The organism is Streptomyces viridochromogenes (assembly GCF_001270495.1).
GTDB classification, from domain to species: Bacteria; Actinomycetota; Actinomycetes; order Streptomycetales; family Streptomycetaceae; genus Streptomyces; species Streptomyces viridochromogenes_A.
This window is the reverse complement of sequence record NZ_LGUR01000036.1, coordinates 129,237-149,016: the sequence shown is the minus strand read 5'-3', so window position 1 is coordinate 149,016 and position 19,780 is coordinate 129,237. Positions and strand designations below refer to the sequence as shown.

Sequence of the window (19,780 nt, the reverse complement as noted above, 5' to 3'; positions counted from 1 at the left end):
GTGTCAAGTGTCACTGAACACGAACCAGACGCCCACGGCCGGTACGTCACCATCATTGCGGTAGCGGTGCGGAGTCGTCGACTCGAAGCAGACCGCGTCGCCGGGGCGCAGGGTGTACTCCTCGAAGCCGAGGGTGAGGACCAGCTCGCCCGAGGTCAGGCAGCCGTACTCGGTGCCCGTGTGACGCATGAGGCCGCCGGAGCTGGAGGAGGCGCCGCCGGGCCGGTAGGTCACCTGGAGGAAGTCGACGTCCGCGCCGGGAACATGGCCGAGACGCTCCCACACCACACCCGAGTCCAGCTCCAGCACCTCCCGCTCGTCCGGCGTGACCAGCGGGCCGATGCGGCGGCCGGGGTCGGCGGCGAAGGCGGCGAGGGCGTGCAGGACGGTGCCGGAGGCCGCCGCCACGGGGGAAACGGCTGCGGGGGGCGCGACCGAGGGGGGCACGGCTGCGGCCTCACCCACCTCGAAGAGTGACTCGACGGAGATCGCGAGGGCCGTGGTGATCGCGTACAACGTGCTCACGGAGGGCTGCGTCTTGCCGGTCTCGATCTGCGAGATCAGGCTCGCCGACACCCCGACCTCGCGGGCCAGGGCGCGCAGGCTCATCCCGCGCGCGAGGCGTGCGTGCCGGATGCGCGCTCCGACGGGTGGTGCGTCGGCGGGTGACACGGACGGATCCTCCCCCGGTTCTCGTGGGCCGCCGGGCCTGGGCCGCCGGGCCACTGGACCGCTGGGTCTGCGGTGTGCAGCCTCATTGAACAGCGGGGTCGGTCCACTGCGCCAGCGTGACAGGCCGACGGCCCCGCCGGGCGCCAACGCCACCGCCACCGCCACCGAGGCTCAGCGCTTCCCCGCCGGAATCACCGCCCGCACCTCCCACCCCACGCCGCCCCGCGGCCCGGCGTGCAGTTCGCCGCCCAGCGCGGTCACCCGCTCCTTCAGGCCGACCAGTCCGAAGCCGCCCCCGTGCGCGGCGGCCGGCAGCTGCGTGCCGCCCCGGCCGTCGTCCGCCACCGACACCACCAGGCGGCCGGCGTCGTCCCGCAGCAGGACCTCGACATGCGCGGCATCGGCCGCGTGACGGCGAATGTTGGTCAGGGCCTCCTGGACGACCCGGAAAGCCGAGGTCTGCACCTCATGGGGCAGGTCGTCCGACACGGCGGGGTCGCGGTGCAGGGTGACCCGCTGGACCGGGCTCGCGAAGCCGTCCGTCAGGTCGACGATGCCCGCCAGGTCGCCGACCGGGCGGCGGTCGGCATCCTCGCCGGTGTCGCGCAGCACGCCGACCGTGCGACGCATCGAGGCGAGGGCCTCGGTGGCCGCGCGTTCGATACCGGCCAGGACCGGGTCGATGTCCTGCGGCTGGGTCCGCGCCATCATGCGGGCCATCTGCGTCTGCACGAGGATCCCGGTGACATGGTGGGCGACGAAGTCGTGCAGATCGGCGGCGATGGCGACGCGTTCGGCGCGCCGGGTCTCGCTGACGGCGAGGGTCCGCCGGTAGTCCATCGTGCGCAGGTACACGGCGAGCCCGGCGAAGAGGGCGATCAGTACCAGAGCGGCCACCATGAAGCCCAGCACGCCGGGGTCCAGCGGCCCGAGCAACCGAACCGGCAACAGCAACAGTGCGACCACGTCGAGGGCGCCGCACCACCAGGCCGCACGCGGCGGGCACTGCCGTACCGCGATGAACAACAGGCACAGCAGGATCACGACCTCACCGGGACCGAAGACGTTCGTCCTCAGGGTCACCAGCGACCCCACCGAGTACAGGGCGGAGACGAGGGCGGGCACGGCGGTGCGCACCTGGGGCGTGAGCCGGTCCGGCCGCCGTCCCTCCGGCCACAGCACTGCGGCCAGGCCCACCAGCAGGACGCCCAGGGTCGGCCAGACCGGGCTCGCCGTCGGCAGGACGCTCGTCCCGTCGGAACCGGAGAAGAGGACGTCGACGACGCAGGCGGCCAGCAGGACGCCCACGGCGAAGCCCCGGGCGCAGCTGCGGGGGGACACGGACTTCATGCCGATCACGGTAGGCGAGGACGGACCCGGCGGGATCGGCCGATCGGCCGAGGGGCCCGGCGCTGACGCGGGCCTTATGGCCGAGGCGCGCGCCCGGGCGTGCGGGCGAGGGTGGTGCCACATCGTCACCACGGACATCAGGAGCAAGTGATGCAGAGCAACCGGTTCGCGATCGGCGTCGCGGGCGGTGTGACCGCCGTGGTCGCGCTGGGCGGCCTCGGCACCTGGCTGTTCTCCGGCACCGAGTCGACCAGCGGTCTGGACGACCACAGCACGGCGACGGTGGGCGGCCACCGGGCGCTCGCCGAATGGGTCGTCGCGGGCCGCACCGAGAGCAAGTACCACCCGCTGCCCTGGGTCGGCGACAAGCTGACCGGCGTCTCCTGCCCGACCGGCCTCAAGGCCGTGGCCGGAGCCTCCATCATCTGCACCGGCAAGAAGAGCGACGGCGAGGTCGTCCGCATCCCCGTCCGTGTGACCCAGGCCGACGCCAAGAGCGTCACCTGGAAGTTCGAGCGCTGAGAGAGGGCGACGACACATCATGAGCACCGTCCTGGCCGGTTACGGCCTCGTCAAGAAGTACGGCCCCACCACCGCCCTGGCCGGCGTGGACGTGGAGGTCCGCGAGCGCGACTCGCTGGCGATCATGGGGCCGTCGGGGTCGGGCAAGTCGACCCTGCTGCACACCCTCGCCGGGATCATCCGGCCGAACGAGGGCCAGGTGCTGCTGCGCGGCGAGCGCGTCGACAACCTGGGCGAGAACCGGCTCAGCGCGTTGCGCCGCAAGCGGTTCGGGTTCGTGTTCCAGTTCGGCCAACTGCTGCCGGAGCTGCCCGCCGAGGAGAACGTCGCCCTGCCGCTGATGCTGGAGGGCACCCCGCGCCGGCAGGCCGTCGACCGCGCCCGCCGCTGGTTCGCGCCGCTGGGCCTGGAGGGCCTGGAGCAGCGCCGCCCCGGCCAGCTCTCCGGCGGCCAGGCCCAGCGCGTCGCCATCGCCCGCGCCCTGGTCGCCGAGCCCGACGTGGTCTTCGCCGACGAACCGACCGGCGCCCTGGACCAGCGCACCAGCGAGGAGGTGATCCGGCTGCTGACCTCGGTCACCCGCGCCTCCGGAGCCGCCCTGGTGATGGTCACCCACGACGCCGACGTCGCCGCCCACTGCGACCGGATCCTCCAGGTCCGGGACGGCCGGATCAGCAACTACAGCCAGTTCACGGTCGCCTGACCTCGCCCCGCCGCCCGACGCCCCCGGAGCCCGCCCCATGTCCTCCCCCGTCCTGCCCCTGACCTGGCACCTCACCAAGTCCTCCGGCCGCCGCGGCCTGCAGAGCCACCTCCTGGCAGCCGGAGCCGCGGCCGTCGGCGCGTTCGTGATGCTGGTGATCGTCGCCGCGACCCTCGGCGCCGGCACGCGCGCCGACCACACCAAGTGGCGCACCCCTGACGCCGTACCGGCGAAGCAGGCCACCGCCGTCCAGGCCCTCGCCACGACCTACGTCCGCCACGAGCCGGTCACGGTCGTCTCGCTGGCCCAGCTGCCCGACCGCGAGCAGACCCCCGCGCCGCCCGGCCTGAACTCCTTCCCGAAGCAGGGCGAGGTGTACGTCTCCCCCGCGCTGGCCGACCTGCTGCGCGAACTGCCCGTGAACCAACTCGCCGACCGCCTCCCGAAGGTGAAGTCGTACGGCACGATCGGCACCGCCGGTCTCGCCGCCCCGGACGAGCTCGTCGCCATCGTCGGGCGGACGCCGAACGCCCCTGCCGTCTCCAAGGCGGCCGGGGACACCTCCTCCTGGTTCGACTTCGGCCAGACGGAGCGCGCGAAGATCTCCGGGTTCACCGGCGATACGCCGAGCATGTTCACCTCCGGCGACCAGGGAATCGCCGTCATGGGCGTCATCCTGCTCGCGATGCCCGTGGTCGTACTGTCGGCGGCCGCCGGACGCCTCGGCGCGGCCCGGCGCGAACAGCGGCTCGCCGCCCTGCGGCTGGCCGGCGCGACCCCGCGCCAGATCATCGCCATGACCGCCCTGGAAGCGACGGCACTCGGCGCCGTCGGGGCCCTGACGGGTGCGCTCGCGTACGTGGTGCTGCTGCCCGCGCTCGCGCAGGTGCCGTTCGGCGTGGGCACCTGGTACGTCGACACGCTGTGGGTCGGACTGCCCTGGCTGGCGACCGTCGTCGTCGCGGTCACCGCCCTCATCACCGTCAGCGCAGTGTCGATGCTGCGCCAGGTCGCGAACTCGCCGCTCGGCGTCGCCCAGCAGGCCGACCCCCGGCGCACCCGCATGATCCGCCTCGCCTTCTTCGCGGCGTCCCTGGCCGTCATCTTCCTGTTCAGCGGCGGAGGTCTGGAGGCGAAGCAGGCAGTCGCCCTGCTCCTGCTGTTCTACGGCGCGTTCTGGCTGTTCGGCCCCTGGGTGGTGGACCGGCTCGGCCGCCTGGTGAGCCGCTTCGCCAAGCGACCGGCGACCCTGCTGGCCGGCCGCCGGCTCAGCGACGACCCGCGCGGCGCCTGGCGCACCGTCAGCGGGCTGGTGCTGGCCGGGTTCGCCGCCGGGTTCTTCTCCGTCAGCATGCTCGGCACCGACACCTCCCAGTACCGGGGCCAGATCGCCGTGAGCACGGCCAACGCCTCCGAGGCCCGGCACGCGGCCACCGAGGCGCGCACCCTCCTGAGCCGGGCGGGCGTGACCGCGACCGTCACCACCGGCCGCGCCGACGTCTACGACAACCTTCTCAGCGGTGGCCCCGGCGTGATCGCCCATGTCGAGGGCGGCCAGGAGCAGCTGGACACGGCCGTCACCGCCCTCACACCGCTCGGCGACGGCCGGTTCCCCTACGGCCAGGACTACGCCGGCGGGTCGGACAAGGCGGCCTTCGACCGCCTGGACGCCGTCGCCTTCGGCACCCTGGCGCTGAGCTTCCTCGTCGCCGCCGCCTCGGCCGGTCTGACCGCCGCCGCGAACGTGCTGGACCGGCGTCGCGTCTACGGTCTGCTGCGGCTGGCGGGAACCCCGTTGAAGGTGCTGGACCGGGCGCGCGTGCGCGAAACCGTCATCCCCCTGGTCGTCCTGGCCGGCGGCACCACCGCCATGGGGGCATACGGCTCCTACCAGCTGAACAAGGCGGCCGGCGCCACGATCAACACCTCCGGGGCGATCGAACTCGTCGTCTGTGTCGTCATCGGCGCCGTGGCCATGTTCGCCGCGATCTCCGGCAGCCGACCGCTGCTGCGCAAGGTCACCGCCGACCCGGCACAGACGGCCGACTGACCGCCGACCGACCTCCGAGGGGCCTGCCCATTGCCAAGGGCGGCGGGCCCCTCCGTGAATTCCGTAAGGCATGATCGAGCCATGACCGTCCCGCCCCCGCCCGGCGCACCCATCCGCGTCCTCATCGCCGACGACCAGGAGATGGTCCGCACCGGCTTCCGCTTCTTCCTCAACGCCCAGCCCGACATCACCGTGGTCGCCGAGGCGGCCGACGGTGAGGAGGCGGTGGCGCTGGCCCGGCGGGAGCGGCCGGACGTGTGTCTGCTGGACATCCGGATGCCGAAGCTGGACGGCCTGGAGGCGACCCGGCTGCTGGCGGGGCCCGACGTGGCCGACCCGATGCGGGTCGTCGTGGTGACCACCTTCGACCTCGACGAGTACGTGTACGGGGCGCTGCGCGGCGGTGCGTGCGGGTTCCTGCTGAAGGACTCGGGGCCCACCCTCCTCGCGGAGGCGGTGCGCGCCGCCGCGGCCGGTGACTCACTGGTCTCGCCGTCGGTCACGGTCCGCCTCCTCAAGCACGTCACCGCCCCCCAGGTCGTCTCCGCCGCCCCGGTGAAGCCCACGGCCCCTCCCACGGAACCCCTCACCGACCGTGAACTCGACGTCGTCCGCCTGGTCGCACTCGGCCGTACGAACGCCGAGATCGCCGCCGAGCTGTACGTCTCCCTGTCCACGGTCAAGACGCATCTGTCCAGCGTCCAGCTGAAACTGTCCGCCCGGAACCGTGTCGAGATCGCGGCCTGGGCCTGGCAGCACGGGTACGGACAGCCCGGCGGGTGAGGCGCCGACCCTGCCGGTGGCGGTCACTCGAACGGGCCTGTGCCGGTGGTGGGCCCTCGGGTCCGGTGGTGCGCTGAGGACATTCGTCACGTTCTCTGGAGGCACCACGATGACCCGTCGTCCGACCCGGCTTGTCCGCGTCCTCTCCTCGGCTCTGGCCGCAGGCGCGCTGGCGACCACCGCCGCCTGCTCGTCCGACGGCGACAGCGACGGTTCACGTGGCTCGGGCGTCACCGCGTCACCCGCGGCCAGGAAGCAGCCGACCGCCTCGCCCACCGCCACCCTCACCGAGTCGGGTGCGCAGACCGCGCTGATCACCGCGGCGGACATCGAGGACGACTGGACGCAGGTCAGGGACACGGAGGCCGAGAACTGGCGCGACAGCCTGCTCATCGGCACGGTCGACGTCTCGGACTTCCTCAGCGCCAAGGCCGACGCCGCCGACTGCCAGCGGCTCATGGACTCCCTCTTCGACGACGACCTGCTGGGCAGGCCGTCGGGAGCGTCCGCGCTGCGCGGCTTCCAGGAGGGTGACTCCCGGCTGCTGTACCAGGTCGCCTCCTATGAACGGACCGACCCGCAGGAGTCCTTGGACTGGATGGCGACCCTGCCGGAGAAGTGCGACGAGTTCACCGTGACCGACGACGGCGAGCAGCGCACGGTCCAGGTCATCGAGCCCGCGCTGCCCGACGTGGGCGACGCCCGTGAGGGCCTGCGTGTCACGGTGAAGGGCGAGACCGGGGGCGAGGACGCCACGCTGACCCTGGACGTCGCCGCCGTGCGCGTCGGCAACAACGCGATCACCGTCACGGCGGGCGGCCTCGACGGGGACGAGCACGACTCCGTCGAGCAGGCGGTGCAACTCGGCACCCAGCGCCTCGAGGACGTCCTGGCCGGGAAGTCGCCGGCCGCGACCCCCAGCGAGATCGAGTAGCACGGCCGACGTCTCCCTCGCGCACGCCAACCGCCCTGCCGGCTCTGCCGATTCCCGGGACAACGTGATCAACGGGGCGGCACAATGGCGGCGATGGCCGGTTTCGGTCGTTCGTGCGAGGAGAGGACAAGTCGTGAGTGATGGCCACACCCCGTCGGGCGGGTCGGCGAAGCTGAACACCGGTGTGGCGCACAACGCGCGCGTGTGGAACTACTGGATCGGCGGCAAGGACAACTACGAGGTCGACCAGCAGGTCGGCGAGCAGGTCGCCGGGATGTTCCCGATCATCCGCGACATCGCCCGCGCGGACCGCGACTTCCTCGGCCGGGCCGTGCGCTTCGTGGCCGAGGAGCGCGGCGTGCGGCAGTTCCTGGACATCGGCACCGGGCTGCCGACGGCGGACAACACCCACGAGATCGCCCAGCGCGTCGCACCCGACTCGCGGATCGTGTACGTCGACAACGACCCGATCGTCCTGGTGCACGCCCGCACCCTGCTGACCGGCACCCGCGAGGGCACCACCGCCTACATCGACGCGGACGTGCACGACCCGGACGCCATCGTGGAACGCGCCGCGCGGACCCTGGACTTCACGAAGCCCGTCGCCGTGATGATGCTGGGCATCCTCAACTTCGTCCTCGACTACGACAAGGCCCGCGAGATCGTACGGCGCGTCCTGGCCGCCGTACCCTCCGGCAGCCACCTCGTCCTGACGCACCCGACCTTCGACTCCGAGCTCGGCGGCGAGGGCCAGATCCCGGCGATGAAGTTCTGGAACGAGAACGCCACGCCGCCGATCACCGCCCGCAGCGGCACCGACATCGCCGCCTTCTTCGAGGGCCTGGAGCTGCTGGAGCCGGGCATGGTGTCCTGCGCGCAATGGCGGGCCCCCGACTCTCCCGTTCCGGTGCCGCAGTACGGCGCGGTGGCCGTGAAACCCTGACGCCCAGCAGGGACCGCACGAACCGGAACGACCCGGCCCGACCGGCCGAGCTCGTCGAGGAGACCGGGAGACCGTATGACCACCCTTGCCGATCCCGTCCCGGGAGGGCGTCCCGGTGACGTCGAGCGGGCCGGCGCGCTGAGCGACGAGCTGTCCGGGCGGGGCGTGCACGGGATCGTCCTGGCCTACGTCGACACGGCGGGCATCGCCCGGGTGAAGACGATCCCGACGGCGAGGCTCACCTCGGCGGCGGCCTGGGGTGTGGGGATGTCACCGGTGTTCGACACGTTCCTCGCGAACGACTCCATCGTCACCACCGATGTCCTCGGATCCCCGGACGGCGATCTGCGCCTCTACCCCGACCTCGACCAGCTGGTGGAACTGTCCGGACAGCCCGGCTGGGCGTGGGCGCCGGTCGACCGGATCACCCAGGAGGGCGAGCGGCATCCCGCGTGCAGCCGCACCTTCCTGCGCCGGACCGTCCAGGAGGCCGCCGGGCGGCACGGCATCACCTTCAGGGCGAGCATCGAGATCGAGTGGTCCGTCGCTCAACCTCCGGACACCGACGGCGAGTTCGTGCCCGCGGTCACGGGCCCGGCGTACGGCGCCACCCGCCAGGTCGAGTTGAGCGACTGCGCCGCCGATCTGCTGGCGGCGCTCGCACGACAGGGCGTGGGGGTCGACCAGCTCCATCCCGAGTACGCGGCCGGGCAGTTCGAGCTGTCGGTGAGCGCGCTCGACCCGGTGGCGGCGGCCGACCGCAGCGTGCTGGTGCGGCAGACGATCCGGGCGGTGGCGCGGCGTCACGGCCTCGCGGTGTCCTTCGCCCCGGCGGTCCTCGGGCAGGGCGTCGGCAACGGCGGTCACGTCCACCTCTCCGCCTGGCGCGACGGCGTCAACCTGCACGCGGGCGGCGACCGGCGGCACGGCATGCGGCCCGAGGCCGAGTCCTTCGCGGCCGGCGTGCTCGCCCACCTCCCCGCCCTCACCGCGGTGACCGCACCCAGCCCGGCGAGCCATCTGCGGCTCAAGCCCTCGCAGTGGGCCGGGGTGTTCACCGCATGGGGCCGGGAGACGCGCGAGGCGGGGCTGCGCGTCATCACCGGCACGGCGGGCCACCGCGACCAGGCGGCCAACCTGGAGGTCAAGCCTGTGGACCTGGCCGCCAACCCGTACCTCGCGCTCGGCTGTCTGATCGCCGCCGGGCTGGACGGGCTGGCGTCGGACGCACGGCTACCACCGGAGATCACCGGCGACCCGGCCCACCTGGATGCGGAGGAGGCGGACGCGAGAGGTGTCCGCAGACTGCCGGCCTCCCTGGACGAGGCAGTCGAGGAGTTCCGTACGAACGAGCCCCTGCGTGCCGCGCTCGGCCCGGTCCTCGCCGACGCCGTCATCGCCGTACGCCAGGGAGAAGCCGCCGCCGTGGCCGGGCTGGACGACGACCAGGTGGCGGCGGCGTACCGCTGGAAGTACTGACATGAGCGCCACCGGGCCGGTCCACGAGGCGCTCGCGGCGCTGCCGCTGGTGGACCATCACTGCCACGGGGTCGTCACCACCGACCTGGACAGGGACGGCTTCGAGTCCCTGCTCACCGAAGGCGAGCCCTGGCCCGGCAGCTCGCCCTTCGACACTCCGGTCGGCGTGGCCGTACGCCGCCACTGCGCCCCCCTGCTGGATCTGCCGCGCCACGCCACCGCCGGGGCGTATCTGGGCCGGCGCGCGGAGCTGGGCCGGGACGAGGTGAACCGACGGTTCCTGACCGCCGCCGGAACGGAGGTGTTCTGCGTCGACACCGGGTACACCCCGCAGCTCCTCACCACGCCCCGGGAACTGGCGGAGACCGTCGACGCGACCGCGTACGAAGTCGTACGGCTGGAAGTGGTCGCCGAAGCGGTGGCGGCGGGGGGAGTCGAACCGGACGCGTACGCCGTCGCGGTCCGCACGGCCGCCGAGGAAGCCGTACGGCGGCCGGGCGTGGTGGCCGTGAAGTCGGTGGCCGCCTACCGCACCGGCTTCGACCTGGACCCGGCGCGCCCCTCGGACGCGGAGGTCACCGAGGCGGCCCGGCGCTGGTCGGCGCGGGGCGGCCGACTGACCGACCCGGTCCTCGTACGGCATCTGCTGTGGACCGCCGTCGATCTCGGCCTGCCCCTCCAGCTGCACACGGGTTTCGGCGACAACGACATCCGCCTGCACCGGGTGGACCCCACCCACCTGACGGACTGGCTGCACCTCACCAAGGGCACGATCCCCGTCCTGTTCCTGCACTGCTGGCCCTACCAGCGCCAGGCCGCGTTTCTGGCGGCGGTCTTCGAGCAGGTGTACCTGGACGTGGGCCTCACCCTGCACCATGTCGGCCCTGCCCGGTCCCGGGCGGTCCTGGCGGAGGCGCTGGAGATCACCCCGTTCCGCAAACTGCTGTACAGCTCCGACGCCTATGGTCTGCCCGAGTTCCACCTGCTCGGCGCAGTGGCGTTCCGCCGCGGCCTGGGCGAGCTGCTCCAGGACCTTGTGGACGCCGACGAGCTGAGCCTGCCGGACGCGCTGCGGATCGCGGCGTGGACGGCCGGCGACAACGCCCGCCGCCTCTATGGACTGCCGTTACCCGAACCCGCCCCCACCCCCGAACCCCGCCCGCACCGCGACTGAGCGGTCGCAATTCCCGGAAAGTATGATCAAGCAATGTCTGACATGACCGAAACCACGCCCGGCTGGCTGACAAGCGACGAGCTGGAGCAGGCACGCGCCCGCATGCCGATCTTGTACGTCGAGGCCGTGCCCGTGCGCGTCGACGACAGCGGCGAGGTCACCAGCATCGGCCTCCTGCTGCGCATCGGAGCGGACGGAACGGTGAGCCGGACCCTGGTCTCCGGCCGCGTCCTGCACCACGAGCGAGTCCGCGACGCCCTCCTGCGCCACCTGGAGAAGGACCTCGGCCCGATGGCGCTCCCCCGGGTCCCGACCTCCCTGCAGCCGTTCACCGTCGCGGAGTACTTCCCGACGCAGGGCGTCACGGCGTACCACGACCCGCGCCAGCACGCGGTCTCCCTCGCCTACGTCGTCCCGGTCACGGGTGACTGCCGCCCCCGCCAGGACGCCCTCGACCTGGTCTGGTTCAGCCCGCAGGAGGCCCTGTCGCCGGCGGTGCAGAGCGAGATGCCGGGCGGGCACGGGGTGCTGCTGAAGCAGGCGCTGGCCCATGTGGGCTGCGTGGTCTGACCCGTCGCGGGGGCCGGGGGCATGCCCGTCGTTGTGATCGGGGCCTGGCGTAGCGCTGCGGGCGGTCGGCGACGACGCGGGCTTCGGAGCGACAAGGAAGCGACAAAGACAAGGGCAAGGAGGTCACCCACTCCTTGCCACTCTCAACCTATAGCGCACCGGGGGCCTTGCGGCAAGACCCCCCTCGTCCCGCAGAATCTCCGGCCGAAGCCCGTATCTGCGGAAATGAGTGTTGCGATGATCGACGTGATCGTGGCCGGCGGTGGGCCGACCGGCTTGATGCTCACCGCCGAGTTGCGGCTGCACGGCGTGCACGTGGTCGTGCTGGAGAGGGACGCGGAGCCGGCGCCGTTCGTGCGCGCGCTGGGCCTCCATGCGCGCAGCATCGAGGTGATGGCCCAGCGCGGCCTGCTGGAGCGGTTCCTCTCGCGGGGGCGGCAGCACCCGGTCGGCGGCTACTTCGCCGGTATCAGCAAGACCGCGCCCGACCGGCTGGACACCGCGCATGCCTACGTCCTCGGCATCCCGCAGACCATCACCGACCGCCTCCTGGCCGAGCGCGCCATCGAGCTCGGCGCCGAGATCCGGCGTGGCCGCGAGCTGGTCGGGCTGAGCCAGGACGAGCACGGGGTCACCGCCGAACTGGCCGACGGCACTCGGCTGCGCTCGCGTTACCTCGTCGGCTGCGACGGCGGACGCAGCACGGTGCGCAAGCTGATCGGCGTCGGCTTCCCCGGCGAGCCGACCAGGGTGGAGACCCTGCTGGGCGAGATGGAGGTGACCGCGCCGCCGGAGACGGTGGCGGCCGTGGTCGCCGAAGTCCGCAAGACCCAGAAGCGGTTCGGCGTCGGGCCCTTCGGGGAGGGCGTGTTCCGCGTCGTCGTGCCCGCCGAGGGGGTGGCCGAGGACCGCTCGGTCCCGCCGACCCTGGAGGAGGTCAAGCGCCAGCTGCGGGTGTTCGCCGGCACCGACTTCGGTGTGCACTCACCGCGCTGGCTGTCCCGCTTCGGCGACGCCACCCGGCTGGCCGAGCGCTACCGGGTCGGCCGGGTGCTGCTGGCCGGCGACGCGGCACACATCCATCCACCGGTCGGCGGGCAGGGGCTCAACCTCGGTATCCAGGACGCGTTCAACCTCGGCTGGAAGCTCGCCGCCACGGTGAACGGCTGGGCACCGGAAGGGCTGCTGGACAGCTACGGCACCGAACGGCGTCCGGTGGCCGCCGACGTGCTGGACAACACCCGGGCACAGATGGAGCTGATGTCCCCCGAGCCGGGCCCTCAGGCGGTGCGCCGACTGCTGTCGGAGTTGATGGACTTCGAGGAGGTGAACCGGCATCTGACCGAGAAGATCATCGCGACCGGGATCCGCTACGACTTCGGCGAGGGCCACGAACTGCTCGGCCGACGGCTGCGGGACGTGCGGCTGAAGCGGCGTCGCCTCTACGAGCTGATGCACCACGGCCGCGGCCTGCTGCTCGACCAGACCGGCCGGCTCTCGGTGCCGGGCTGGTCGGACCGGGTCGACCATGTCGTCGACGTCAGCGATGAACTGGACGCGCCCGCGGTGCTGCTGCGGCCGGACGGCCACATGGCGTGGGTCGGTGAAGATCAGCAGGATCTGCTCGGCCGTCTGCCCGAGTGGTTCGGCGCCGCCACCGCCTGAGCGCGCGGTCGCCCCCGGAGCGCCCGGGCGACGGCGACACGCTGTTGCTGGCCGCCGGAGAGCTGGGCGGGGCGGTGACCGAGCCGGCTGGAGAGGCCGGTCATCCGTGTCCAGCCACTGCTGGTCCGGTGTGCGGCCCGCGATGTCCATCGAGAGCGTGATGTAACCGTCGACCTGTGGAAAGCGCCCGGAAAACGGGGACACCGCGAGCCACTCCCCCTCTCCTCACCGGCAAGAGGCACTTCATATCGACGAGACCCGCCCTCTTCCCGGTCTCGTCCTTTCGGCCTCGCAGCTCAACCCGGCCACCAGCAGGCGGACCCGGCCCGAAGTGGGCATGCTGCAGCGAGCGAGCCGTCCGGGGTCATCCCGTGGACCGTCCCCGAGGCAACGTATGCGGGCGCCCCAGGGGGTCTGTCAGCCGCCGGCGTGCGTGGCGGGTGCGGTGTGCCGCAGTTCGTGGGCTTCCGCGAGGAGGAGGTAGCCGGCGGCAGTCCACGTGTAGGCACGGTCCCGCAGGCCCTCGCCGGTGAGGGCGTCGAAGTTCTCGGCGAAGCCGTGGGTCTCGCACAGGGCCCGGAAACGGGTGCTGATCTCGTCCGCGAGCCGGTAGTGGCCGGCGCGGCGCAGGCCGTCCTCGACGAGAACGGTGGACGGCGCCCAGATCGGGCCGCGCCAGTAGCCGTCGGAGAGGTAGTGCGGTGACGTGGGTTGTTCGGTGGCCAGGCCGTGCGAGGTGAGGTGGGTCTCGATCCGGTCGGCCAGTACGCTGCTGACGGCCTCCGGCAGGTGCTCGCCCAGCGCGATGGGCATCAGGTCGAGGAGGCTCGCGCTGGTCCAGGTCTCTGCGCCGCCGGCCGATCTGGCGACGAACCGGTCGCCGTTCCACAGTTCGCCGAGCATCGCCGACTGTGTCGCGTCGGCCGTTCGCGTCCAGCGGCGCGCGACGTCCGGTAGCCCCAACTCATCTGCCATGTCGGCGAGTTCACGTAGTTGCAGGGTGAGGAAGGCGGCCAGGTCCGCGGTGACGGCCATGCGGTCGGGGTCGAAGGTGGTGGCGTTGTCCCAGCCGCTGTCGTTGCCGTGCTGGTAGTGGGGCAGCGCGGAGCCGGGCGCGCGGCGAGCGGTGAGCCAGAAGTTCGTCCAGCGTTCCAGCCGGTCGTACGCCTCGGTCAGGTGTGCCGGGCTGAGCGGTGCGGGGAGCCGTCTGCGGAGCAGGCCGAGGGCCCAGCCGTGGATGGGGGGCTTGACGAAGTTGTGCAGGACCTCGGAGTGGGTGACGGAGTCGGGCAGGGCCCCGGCCTCGTCCTGGTGGTCGAAGGGCAGGGAGAACTGGTCCCAGGCCAGGTCCGGGGAACCCGGTGCCAGGGCGAGGGCGTTGAAGCAGTGGTCCCAGCTCCAGACCTTGTCCATCCAGTGCTTGGACATCAGCACCGCCGGTCGGGTCACGAAGCCCTTCGGCCGGACGGTCGCGGACCACAGCACATAGGCGGCGAGTTCAGCGGCGGGAGTGGCGGACGAACGCCAGGGCGCAACCGCGTCGGTGAAGGCGGCGAAGGCGGCGCGCGCGGCGCCCACGACCCCGTCGAAGTCGGTCGTCGAGGTGTAGGGGCGGCGTGCGGTCTCGTACTCCTCGACCGCGACCTCCCAGACCTGGCCGGTCTCGCCGCCGATGGTGACACCGCGATCGGCGCCGCCCAGCGCCTGCGTGCCGGACGCCTCGGTCACGGTCCCGGAGAGGAGGGTGATGCGGTAGCGCCGCCCGGTCTCGTACGAGGTGAACACGTACGCCTCGGTACCGGGTTCCCGGTAGAAGTAGGTGCCGCTGAACGGGGTCAGGGTCCGCGCGGCCGCCCGGACGCCGAGGGTGAGGCCGCTGCCCCGCAGGCGTACGGTGTCCGGCGACTCGTAGGCGAGGTCGACCCGCCCGGCCGGGCCGACCCAGCTGAGCAGGGCCGGTGCCGCCTCGACGCGCGTCTCGGCGCGGTCGCCGGTCGCCGCGTCCAGGGGGACCAGGCGCAACACGGCGTGCATGCCGTTCTGGTGCGAGACGAGGTGGAGGTCCTCGGCGTAGGTCTTCTCCGCCACCACGGGCGAGATGTCGAACCAGGACCCGTACGTGCTGAACGGGATGTCGTGGACGGAGAAGGCCGGGCCGGATCGGTCGGCGGTCATGAAGCGGCACTCGTTTCTCGGGCAGGGGGCACCGGCCGACTGAGGGCAGCCGGTGCGGTGGTTTGACGGGGTGGGCGGCTCGCCATCAAGGAAGTCGGTCCTTGAGACAGTCAGTTGAGGCAGTCGGTCCTTGAGGCAGTCGGCCCCTGAGGTTGTCAGTCCTTGACGGCACCGGCGGTCACGCCGGCGGCGACGTACCTCTGGGCGAGGACGAGGATGACCGCGGCGGGCAGCGAGGCCACGACGGCGGTGGCCATGATGGCGTTCCACTCCTGGTTGTTGTTGCCGATGTAGTGGTAGATGCCGAGGGTGATCGGTTCGTGGGCGCCGCCGCCCGCGAGGGTGCTGGCGAGGACGAAGTCGGACCAGGACCACAGGAACGCGAACAGCGACACCGTGACGACGGCGTTGCGGCTCATCGGCAGCACGATCGACCAGAAGGTGCGCAGCGCTCCGGCGCCGTCCGTCTTCGCGGCCTGGAGCAGTTCGCCGGGGATGCCGGACATGAATGCGGTGAAGATGAGCACGCCGAAAGGGACGGCCAGGGTGGAGTCGGCGACGATCAGGCCGGGGACGGACTGGAGCAGGCCGAGCTGAAGGTAGATGGCGTAGAAACCCATCGCCATGATGATGCCGGGGATCATCTGCGCGGCCAGCAGGACGAAGTTCAGGACCCCGCCGCCGCGCGGGCGCAGCTTGGCCAGCGCGTAGCCGGCGGGGGCGGACAGGGCCACGGTCAGCAGGACCGTACCCAGGCCGATGACGAGGCTGGTGCCGAGATACGGCAACTGCTCGTCCAGCACCTTGCGGTAGCCGTCCAGCGTGCCGTTCACGGGGAACAGGTCCGGCGGGCTCTTGCGCATGTCCTGGTCGCGGGTGAAGGACACGTTCAGCATCCAGTAGACCGGGAAGAGCATGATCGCGGTCAGCAGCAGACCGGCGGCCGTCTTCCACCAGGAGCGGGAGGCGCTTCGGTTCATGACAGTGCCTGCTTTCGCTGGACCTTCACGTAGATCAGGCCGAAGACCAGGGCGGCGACGACGAGCAGGTTGCCGACGGCCGCGCCGGGGCCGAAGGCGGGCAGCAGGTTGCCGAAGCCGAGCTGGTAGGACCAGGTGGCGAAGGTGGTGGACGAGTCGGCCGGACCGCCCTTGGTCATGATCCAGATGATGTCGAAGACCTTGAGCGTGTAGACGAGGCCGAGGAGCAGGGTGATCGCGGAGACCGGGCGCAGGAGCGGGAAGGTGATGCGCCAGAAGCGCTGCCAGGCGTTCGCCCCGTCGAGGGCGGCGGCCTCGTACAGGCTCGCGGGGATGGACTGCAGACCGCTGTAGAGCACCACGAGGTTGAACGGGACGCCGATCCAGATGTTCGCGATGATCACCGAGGTCAGCGACCAGGACGGCGAGGTCAGCCAGTTCACCGGGCCGATCCCGACGGCACCCAGCAAGGCGTTGACGACACCCGAGTCGCTGTTGAGCATCCAGGACCAGGTGGAGGCCGACACGATCAGCGGCAGCAGCCAGGGCACCAGGAACAGGGCCCGCAGCGTGGCGGAGAGCCGGAAGTGCTGGTTGAAGAAGACCGCGAGCACCAGACCGAGTGTGTACTGGGCGACCAGGCACACGGCGGTGAACACCACGGTGTGGAACAGGGCGGGGGCGAAGGTCGGGTCGTCGAAGACGGTCAGGTAGTTCTGCGGGCCGGTGAACGGCGCGTCGCCCTGGACGAAGGAGCGGACCGTGTAGTTGCGCAGGCTCAGGTCGATGTTGCGGTAGAGCGGATAGGCGTAGAAGAGGGCGAGGTAGAGGGTCACCGGGGCGAGGAAGCCCCAGGCGGCCCACTGCTGGGAGGCCGGACGGCGACCTGCCCGCGCGGCGGCCGGGGGCGGGACGGCGGTCGCCGCCCCGTTCCCGCCGTGCGCGGACCGGCGGTCCGACAGCTGCGTCGTGTGGTTCATCCTCAGACCGGGGATCGTCGGCTACTGGGCGGCGGACTGCGCCTTGGCCAGCGCGTCCTTCGGGGACTGGGCACCGCTGAGCGCGGCCTGGACGGCCTTCCACATCTGCTCGGAGATCTTCGGGTACTTGGTGCCCAGGTCGTCGCTGGTGCGTCCCTTGGCCGACTTGACCGCGTCGACCCAGGGCCTCAGTGCGGCGTTCGCCGCCACCTGCTTGTCCTGGACCTCACCGGTGGGGGCCACGTAGGACAGGGTGTTGTCGGTGTCGTACAGGTTCTGGGTGCTGGTCAGGCAGGTCGCCAGCTTCTGCGAGACGGCGTAGCGGCCGGTGTCGCCCTGGACCGGGATGGTGACGAACTCGCCGCCGGTCGGCGACGCTGCGTTGCCCCCTCCGGAGGCCGGGATGGGCAGGACACCGTAGTCGAAGCCGGCCTTCTCCGCGTTGGCGAGCTGCCAGGTGCCGTTCTCGGCGAAGGCGTAGTCACCGCTCGCGAACTCCTGCCAGCTGGTGGTCTGGGTGTTGTTGATGACCGAGTTGGGGGCGTACCCCTGCGTCAGCCAGTCCTTCCACAGCGACAGCGCCGACTCGGCCTGGGCGGAGTCGAGTTCGGTCAGCTCGGCACCCGAGCCCCAGAACCACGGCAGGAACTGGAAGCTCCCCTCCTCGGTGCCGATCGCCGAGAACGTGATCCCCTTCTTGCCTGCCCCCTTCACCTTCGCCAGCGCCGCCGTCAGCGACGGCCAGTCCTCGACCGAGGCGATGTCCACCCCGGCTTCCTTCAGGACCTTCTTGTTGTAGTAGAGGGCGAGGGTGTTGGCTCCGACCGGCGTGCCGTACGTCTTCCCGCCCGACTGGCCGGCCGCGAGCAGGTTGGGGTCCACCTTGGACGTGTCCAGCTTGTTCTCTTCGGTCGTGGTGAGCACACCCGCCTCGGCCAGGGTCGAGACGACCGGGTTGTCGACGATGAGGACGTCCGCGGAGTTGTCCTGCTGCGCCGCCAGCAGCGCCTTGTTCGACAGGTCGCTGGTGTCGAACGCGGTCCGCTTGACCTTCACGCCGGCCTTGGTGCCGCAGCCGTCCAGCAGCTTCGCCCAGGCCGAGCCCTTGGCGAACTGCGGGTACGGGTCCCAGATGGTGTACGTGCCGCTGTCCGCGCCCTTGGCACTGCTGCTGCCCGAGCCGGAGGAACAGGCGGTGCCGACGACGGCGACCACGGTCGTCAGGGCTGCGGAGGTGAGACGGCGTCCGGTGGTTCTGCGCATGGCGGGTTCCTTGGTTCCTGGCACAGGTGTGCCGTGAGAGGGGTGGAGACGGGCATGCGGGCACGCCGAACGGGCACGGGTGAGCGGTGATGGGGCTCGGGTGGCCGGTGCGGAGAGGGGAACGGGATGCCCGTGATCTGCGATCAGGAGTCAGGACTCAGGAGTACGGATGCGTCGGGGTCTGGGCCTGGGCGAAGGACGTCCCGCCTGCGGGCCCGGTGCTGGCCCGCAGCGAGATCGGTGGTGCGAGCAGGTGGTGCCGGGGTGAGGCGCCGGGGTGGTCGAGCCGTTCGACGAGCAGGTCGACGGCGCGTCGGCCCAGCTCCGCCGCCGGCACGTCCGCCGCGGTGAGCTGCGGGGTCACCGTCTCCGCCCACCGGCTGGCCACGACCCCGGTGACGGAGAAGTCACGCGGAACATGACGGCCCGCCTTGGCGAGCCCTCCGTACAGGCCCCCCAGAGCGGCCTCGTTCAGCGTGACCACGGCCGTCGTGGCCGGATCGTCGTGCAGGATCTGTTCCAGGCATGCCTGGCCGGACGCGGCGTCGTCCCCGCAGCAGTACGTCCGCACCGTCAGCCCCCGCTCGGCGGCGGCCTTCGTGAAGCCGTCCAGCCCGCGGTGCGCCGACTCATATCCCGCCCGCAGCAGCTGTTCCGGCCGGTTGACGAACGCGACCCGGCGGTGGCCGAGATCCGCGAGATGGTGGACGCACGCCGCCGCCAGTGCGGTGTGGTCCAGGCCGACCCACCAGCCGCGCTCCGGATGGGCGGTGCGGCCGATGGCCACGGCCGGGAAGTCCAGCGCGGCCAGGTGGTCGACCCGGTCGTCCTCCAGCCTGATCTCCATCAGGATGGCGCCGTCGACCCGCCGCTCCCCCAGCAGCCGCTGGAACGAACGGTCGCTGTCCACACCGCTCGGCGACAGCAGCACGTCGTAGTCGTGGGCTGCGGCGGCCTCCACGACACTGCCGATGAAGTCCAGCTGCATCCCGGTGTAGTGATTCCCGGCCGGCGGGAAGACCAGACCGATCGTGCTGGTCCGCCCGTTGGCCAGGGCCCGGGCACTGGCGCTGGGCCGGTAGCCCAGCTCGTCGACGACCTGCTGGATTCTCCGGCGGGTGTCCTCCGAGACCGGACGCTTGCCGCTCAGCGCGTAGGACACGGTGCTCCGTGAAACACCGGCCCTGCGGGCGATCTCACCGATGTTCACGGCTACTCCTTGCTCGAACCGGTTCGACACCTCAGATGCGGAAGCGTCTGCCGGTCGTGCGGATGTGGGGCGGGGCGAGGGACGATCCCGGCCTGTCGAACCGGTTCGCGTGAAGCGACGGTAGGAACTGCCCGTACGCCTGTCAACACCCCTGACGCCACTTTCGCGGCACCGGAACGCAGCCGCGAGACCTTGTGTCCGAGGGATTGCTGGCCGGGTTTTTCTAGTGCTAGCTTCGCCGAACCGGTTCGATGAAGTGATCCCTTCGGCCACGGGCGGGCCCGACGCCCGCTGTCCCCGCAGCACAGGGGTCGCCAACCTCGCCGC

18 protein-coding genes are annotated in these 19,780 nt (G+C 71.6%); 10 read left to right on the top strand and 8 right to left on the bottom strand.

What is annotated here, in order from left to right:
* Nucleotides 1-3 precede the first annotated feature (3 nt).
* Together ADK36_RS06655 and ADK36_RS06650 are read right to left on the bottom strand one after the other, a co-directional pair.
* Nucleotides 4-672: a helix-turn-helix domain-containing protein gene (locus ADK36_RS06655; RefSeq protein ID WP_053196713.1), complete on the bottom strand. Its 669-nt coding sequence runs from the start codon at nucleotides 670-672 to the stop codon at nucleotides 4-6.
* Between the two features lie 171 nt (nucleotides 673-843).
* Nucleotides 844-2,022 carry a sensor histidine kinase gene (locus tag ADK36_RS06650; protein WP_053196711.1) on the bottom strand — a complete coding sequence of 393 codons (1,179 nt, stop codon included), beginning with the start codon at nucleotides 2,020-2,022 and terminating at the stop codon, nucleotides 844-846.
* Between the two features lie 150 nt (nucleotides 2,023-2,172).
* Here ADK36_RS06650 and ADK36_RS06645 point away from each other — a divergent pair, with 150 nt between their 5' ends.
* From ADK36_RS06645 to rox, 10 genes are all read left to right on the top strand, one after another.
* On the top strand, nucleotides 2,173-2,544 hold the full coding sequence (locus ADK36_RS06645) for a DUF4333 domain-containing protein (protein WP_048579942.1): 372 nt from the start codon (nucleotides 2,173-2,175) through the stop codon (nucleotides 2,542-2,544).
* Nucleotides 2,545-2,563: 19 nt separating this feature from the next.
* Nucleotides 2,564-3,247, top strand: coding sequence for an ABC transporter ATP-binding protein (locus ADK36_RS06640; RefSeq protein WP_048579941.1), 684 nt, complete (start codon nucleotides 2,564-2,566; stop codon nucleotides 3,245-3,247).
* Between the two features lie 37 nt (nucleotides 3,248-3,284).
* Nucleotides 3,285-5,297, top strand: coding sequence for an FtsX-like permease family protein (locus ADK36_RS06635; protein ID WP_048579940.1), 2,013 nt, complete (start codon nucleotides 3,285-3,287; stop codon nucleotides 5,295-5,297).
* A gap of 81 nt (nucleotides 5,298-5,378) precedes the next feature.
* Nucleotides 5,379-6,080 carry a response regulator gene (locus ADK36_RS06630; RefSeq protein WP_048579939.1) on the top strand — a complete coding sequence of 234 codons (702 nt, stop codon included), beginning with the start codon at nucleotides 5,379-5,381 and terminating at the stop codon, nucleotides 6,078-6,080.
* Nucleotides 6,081-6,189: 109 nt separating this feature from the next.
* Nucleotides 6,190-7,014, top strand: coding sequence for a hypothetical protein (locus ADK36_RS06625; RefSeq protein WP_048579938.1), 825 nt, complete (start codon nucleotides 6,190-6,192; stop codon nucleotides 7,012-7,014).
* Nucleotides 7,015-7,147: 133 nt separating this feature from the next.
* Nucleotides 7,148-7,957: an SAM-dependent methyltransferase gene (locus ADK36_RS06620; protein WP_053196709.1), complete on the top strand. Its 810-nt coding sequence runs from the start codon at nucleotides 7,148-7,150 to the stop codon at nucleotides 7,955-7,957.
* A 75-nt stretch (nucleotides 7,958-8,032) separates the two neighbouring features.
* The gene (locus ADK36_RS06615; protein ID WP_053196706.1) at nucleotides 8,033-9,436 is read left to right on the top strand and encodes a glutamine synthetase family protein; all 1,404 of its coding nucleotides are present in this window, start codon (nucleotides 8,033-8,035) and stop codon (nucleotides 9,434-9,436) included.
* Between the two features lies 1 nt (nucleotide 9,437).
* The gene (locus ADK36_RS06610; RefSeq protein WP_053196704.1) at nucleotides 9,438-10,610 is read left to right on the top strand and encodes an amidohydrolase family protein; all 1,173 of its coding nucleotides are present in this window, start codon (nucleotides 9,438-9,440) and stop codon (nucleotides 10,608-10,610) included.
* Nucleotides 10,611-10,652: 42 nt separating this feature from the next.
* Nucleotides 10,653-11,180 carry an NUDIX hydrolase family protein gene (locus ADK36_RS06605; RefSeq protein WP_053196702.1) on the top strand — a complete coding sequence of 176 codons (528 nt, stop codon included), beginning with the start codon at nucleotides 10,653-10,655 and terminating at the stop codon, nucleotides 11,178-11,180.
* Between the two features lie 237 nt (nucleotides 11,181-11,417).
* Nucleotides 11,418-12,845 carry a rifampin monooxygenase gene (rox, locus tag ADK36_RS06600; protein WP_053196700.1) on the top strand — a complete coding sequence of 476 codons (1,428 nt, stop codon included), beginning with the start codon at nucleotides 11,418-11,420 and terminating at the stop codon, nucleotides 12,843-12,845.
* On the opposite strand, the gene ADK36_RS51395 is transcribed toward rox, so the two are convergent.
* The 6 genes from ADK36_RS51395 to ADK36_RS06575 form a co-directional block, all read right to left on the bottom strand.
* Nucleotides 12,791-13,087, bottom strand: a complete 297-nt coding sequence (locus ADK36_RS51395) for an ATP-binding cassette domain-containing protein (RefSeq protein ID WP_078916061.1) — start codon at nucleotides 13,085-13,087, stop codon at nucleotides 12,791-12,793. The genes rox and ADK36_RS51395 overlap by 55 nt on opposite strands.
* Before the next feature lie 175 nt (nucleotides 13,088-13,262).
* Nucleotides 13,263-15,020, bottom strand: coding sequence for an amylo-alpha-1,6-glucosidase (locus tag ADK36_RS06595; protein WP_048579932.1), 1,758 nt, complete (start codon nucleotides 15,018-15,020; stop codon nucleotides 13,263-13,265).
* Between the two features lie 155 nt (nucleotides 15,021-15,175).
* A complete protein-coding gene (locus tag ADK36_RS06590; RefSeq protein ID WP_048579931.1) occupies nucleotides 15,176-16,000 on the bottom strand; it encodes a carbohydrate ABC transporter permease in 825 nt (274 codons plus the stop codon).
* A complete protein-coding gene (locus ADK36_RS06585) occupies nucleotides 15,997-16,980 on the bottom strand; it encodes a carbohydrate ABC transporter permease (RefSeq protein ID WP_048579930.1) in 984 nt (327 codons plus the stop codon). Before ADK36_RS06585 ends, ADK36_RS06590 begins: the two co-directional genes overlap by 4 nt.
* A gap of 21 nt (nucleotides 16,981-17,001) precedes the next feature.
* On the bottom strand, nucleotides 17,002-18,243 hold the full coding sequence (locus tag ADK36_RS06580) for a sugar ABC transporter substrate-binding protein (RefSeq protein ID WP_053196697.1): 1,242 nt from the start codon (nucleotides 18,241-18,243) through the stop codon (nucleotides 17,002-17,004).
* A gap of 157 nt (nucleotides 18,244-18,400) precedes the next feature.
* Entirely contained in the window at nucleotides 18,401-19,453 is a 1,053-nt protein-coding gene (locus ADK36_RS06575) for a LacI family DNA-binding transcriptional regulator (protein WP_048579928.1), read from the bottom strand.
* Nucleotides 19,454-19,780: the final 327 nt, after the last annotated feature.